The sequence below is a fragment of the Pseudoroseomonas cervicalis ATCC 49957 genome (genome assembly GCF_000164635.1).
Classification (GTDB): Bacteria; Pseudomonadota; Alphaproteobacteria; order Acetobacterales; family Acetobacteraceae; genus Pseudoroseomonas; species Pseudoroseomonas cervicalis.
In genome coordinates, this window is sequence record NZ_GG770782.1 from 187,287 (window position 1) to 190,761 (window position 3,475).

4 protein-coding genes are annotated in these 3,475 nt (G+C 75.3%); 2 read left to right on the forward strand and 2 right to left on the reverse strand.

Features of this window, described 5'->3' with window-relative positions; genetic code table 11:
* Nucleotides 1-894: HpcH/HpaI aldolase/citrate lyase family protein (locus HMPREF0731_RS17255; RefSeq protein ID WP_007005467.1), on the reverse strand; the 894-nt coding region annotated here is incomplete at its 3' end.
* Nucleotides 891-1,763 (reverse strand): amidohydrolase family protein, encoded by an 873-nt coding sequence (locus HMPREF0731_RS17260; RefSeq protein WP_007005468.1) that lies wholly within the window; start codon nucleotides 1,761-1,763, stop codon nucleotides 891-893. The genes HMPREF0731_RS17260 and HMPREF0731_RS17255, both read right to left, overlap by 4 nt.
* 131 nt (nucleotides 1,764-1,894) lie before the next feature.
* Between HMPREF0731_RS17260 and HMPREF0731_RS17265 the strand changes: the two genes are divergently transcribed.
* Both HMPREF0731_RS17265 and HMPREF0731_RS17270 read left to right on the forward strand, forming a co-directional pair.
* A complete protein-coding gene (locus HMPREF0731_RS17265; RefSeq protein ID WP_007005469.1) occupies nucleotides 1,895-2,788 on the forward strand; it encodes a LysR family transcriptional regulator in 894 nt (297 codons plus the stop codon).
* Between the two features lie 81 nt (nucleotides 2,789-2,869).
* Nucleotides 2,870-3,475, forward strand: a 606-nt coding sequence (locus HMPREF0731_RS17270) for a DedA family protein (RefSeq protein WP_007005470.1), incomplete at its 3' end; no start/stop codon positions are given.

Here is a 3,475-nt window from a genome sequence, read left to right on the forward strand (position 1 = left end):
GGGCGCGGCGGCGCCGGCGGGGGCGAGGCCGAGGCGCTCGGCCAGCGCCATCAGGGCGCGGGCGCTCTCGACGAAGGGCGCGTCGACCATCTGGCCATCGACGGTGTAGGCGCCGACGCCCTCCGCCTCGGCCGTCGCGGCGGCAGCCAGCACGCGGGCGGCATGGGCGATCTGCCGCCCCGTCGGCTGGAAGGCGGCGTTCACCACGGCGATCTGGCTGGGATGGATGCAGGACTTCCCGGCGAAGCCGAGGCGCCGCGCGGCCTCCGCCTCGGCCCGGCAGCGCTCCGGCGCGGCGATATCGGCCAGCGCGCCGTCGAAGGCCGGGATGCGCGCCTCGGCCGCCGCCAGCCGCACCTGCAGCCGCACCTGCTGCAGCGCCACCTCCTCGTCGCGGGCGATGCCGAAGGGCTCGAACAGATCGCCATAGCCGATCTGCAGCCCGGCCACGCGCGGATGCGCCGTCGCGATCGCGCCGGCCAGGCGCAGGCCGCGCGGCGTCTCGATATTGGCCAGGATGGCGCAGGGGGCGTGGCCGCCGTCGCGCTCCGCGCGTTCGATGGCGGCGATGGCGTCGCGCAACCCGGCGGCGTCCTCGACCATGGGCAGGTTGATGGCGTCCAGCCCGGCGCCGAGGATGGCGGCGATATCCGCCTCGAAATGGGGCGTGCCGGGGGCGTTGACGCGCACGATGGCCAGCTTGCCGCCCGGCGCCGCGCGCAGCGCCGCGGCCACCGCCGCGCGTGCCTCGGCCTTGCGCGCGGGGGCCACCGAATCCTCCAGGTCGTAGCTCAGCGCATCGGCGGCGGAGGCTTGGCCCTTGGCGAAGAGCTCCGGCCGCGAGCCGGGCAGGAACAGCTTGCTGCGCATGGCGGTGAGCGGGGCGAGGGTCATGGCGTGCGGGTCCCGTCGGCGAAGCCGTAGAGCGCGGCGGCATTGTCGGAGAGGATGCGGGCGGCCACCGGCTTGCCGGCCCATTCGGCCAGCAGGCCGAGCAGCGTGGCGGCGTCGGGCTTGTGGCGCTCGGTCACATGCGGCCAGTCGCTGCCCCAGACCAGGCGCTCCGGCGCCTCGGCCAGGAAGGCGCGGGCGATGGCGCCGGCGGCGCCCCAGGGCGGGCCGGCGGGGTCGACCAGATAGGCGCCGGAGAGCTTCACCCAGGCGCGGCCCTGCTGCAGCAGCCGCGCCACCACGGCGAAGGCGGGATGCGCCGCGCCCTGACCCACGCCCTGGCCCGCCGGCAGCCGCGCCATGTGGTCGAACACCATCGGGCAGGGCAGCGTGCCGAGGATCGGCGCGGCGTCGAGGATCTGGCCGGCGGTCAGGTGCAGCTGGGCGTGCCAGCCCAGCGGCGCGATGCGCGCGGCGAGCGGCGCCAGCATCTCCAGGCTGGTCTGGCTGTCGGCCGGGTTCCACAGGCTGAAGCGCAGGCCGCGCACCCCACCCGAATCCAGGCGGCGCAGCGCGGCGTCGCCGATATCGGGGGTGGCGACGGCGATGCCGCGCCCCGCCGCGCCGAGCGCGGCCAGGGCGTCCAGCAGGCAGGCCGGGTCGGTGCCGTGATGCTTGGCCTGCACCAGCACGGCGCGCGAGAGGCCGAGCCGCCGCTGCACCGCCCGGTAATCGGCCAGCGTCGCGCCCGGCGGCGTCGGGCCGGCGGCAGGGAAGCGCGCATCCAGGATGTGCAGATGCGCATCGCAGGCGCCTTCGGGCACGAAGGAGAGGTCGGGCATGGCGGCCTCGCCATGCGGGGGCGTGGGCATCGGGCTTGCGGCCTTGGTCCTGGCGTTTCCGGGCCGGCCGCTGGGCGCGGCCTTGTTGTGTCGCGGGAAGTCTGGCGCAGGCGCTGACGCAAGTATAATGCATTAATGGCATCGATTGATGAGGCGTGATCATGCATCTGCCGATGGACGACATCCAGGCCTTCGTCATGGTGGCGGAGCTCGGCAGCTTCAGCCGCGCGGCGGAGCGGCTCGGCCTGACGCAGACCGGGCTGACGCGGCGCATCCAGCGGCTGGAGGCCTATGTCGGCCTGGCGCTGCTCGACCGCACCACCCGCCGCACCGGGCTGACCGCCGCCGGGCGCGACTTCCTGCCGCTGGCGCGGCGGGTGGTGGAGGATCTGACGCATGGGCTGCAGCGGCTGCGCACCACCTCCCGCCTCTCGGCCGGCGACGTCACCCTGGCGACCATGCCGGCCGTCGCCTATGAGCGGCTGCCGCAATTGCTGGCCGAGTATGCGCGCCGCCACCCCGGCAACCGGGTGATGCTGCTGGAACGCTCCGGCAGCGCGGTGACCGAGGCGGTGCGCAGCGGCGCCGCCGAATTCGGCATCCACATCATGCAGGCGCCGCAGGCGGAGCTAGAGGAGGATCTGCTCTCCACCGACCCGCTGGTGCTGGTCTGCCACCCCTCCCACCCGCTCGCCGGGCGGGGCGCGCTGCGCTGGGCGGAGCTGGCGGGGCAGGACCTGATCACCCTGGGCGGCAGCAGCGGCAACCGTGCGGCGGTGGAGCAGCAGCTCGCGGCCTCCGGCCTGTCGCTGCGCGGCCGCTTCGTGGTGGAGAACACGCCGAGCGCCATGGCGCTGGCGGCCACCGGCATCGGCGTCGCCATCCTGCCCTCGGCGGCGCAGCGCGGCCGGCTGCTCTCCGGCCTGGTCGAGGTGCCGCTGGTCGAGCCGGCGCTGCGGCGCTCCCTGGCGCTGGTCCGGCGGCGGGGGGAGGCGCTGGCGCCCGCCGCCGCCGCGCTGCACCGCATGATCCGGGAGAGCCACGTCCAGGGCTGAGCCGCGCGACCGTCACGCCCGCGCCAACCCCCCGTTTTCCCGCTGGCGGGGCGGCCGGCAAACTGATACCTCGCCGGCATCATGCTGGAAGACTGGATCTCGGCGCTCGACGCCTGGGTACGCCTCAACGCTGCCTGGGCGGCGCCGGTGACCTTCCTGATCGCCTTCCTGGAATCCTTCCCCGTGGTCAGCATCGTGGTGCCCTCGACGGCGCTGCTGCTGGGCATCGGGGCGATGCTGGGCGCCGGGATGATCGACCCCCTGCCGGTGCTGCTGGGCTGCGTGCTGGGCGGCATCCTGGGCGATGCCGCCGGCTACTGGCTGGCCCGCGCGGTGGGCCCCGCCCGGGTGCGGCGCTGGCTGCCGAAATCCTGCAGCCGGGTCTATGCCTGGTCGGTGGTGGTGTTCCGCCGCTGGGGCTGGTGGGCGGTGTTCATGGGCCGCTTCATCGGGCCGATGCGCGCCGTCACCCCGCTGGCGGCCGGCATCACCGGCATGCGCAACTGGCCCTTCCAGAGCGCCAACATCCTCTCCGCCCTGGTCTGGGCGCCGCTGATGCTGATGCCGGGCAGCCTGGGCGGCTGGCTGGCGCGGCAGATCGGCCCCGACCCCAGCCCGCTGACGCTCGCCGCCCTGGCCGGCGCGGCGCTGCTGGCCTGGGTCGGCTGGCAGCGCCTCCGCGCCCCG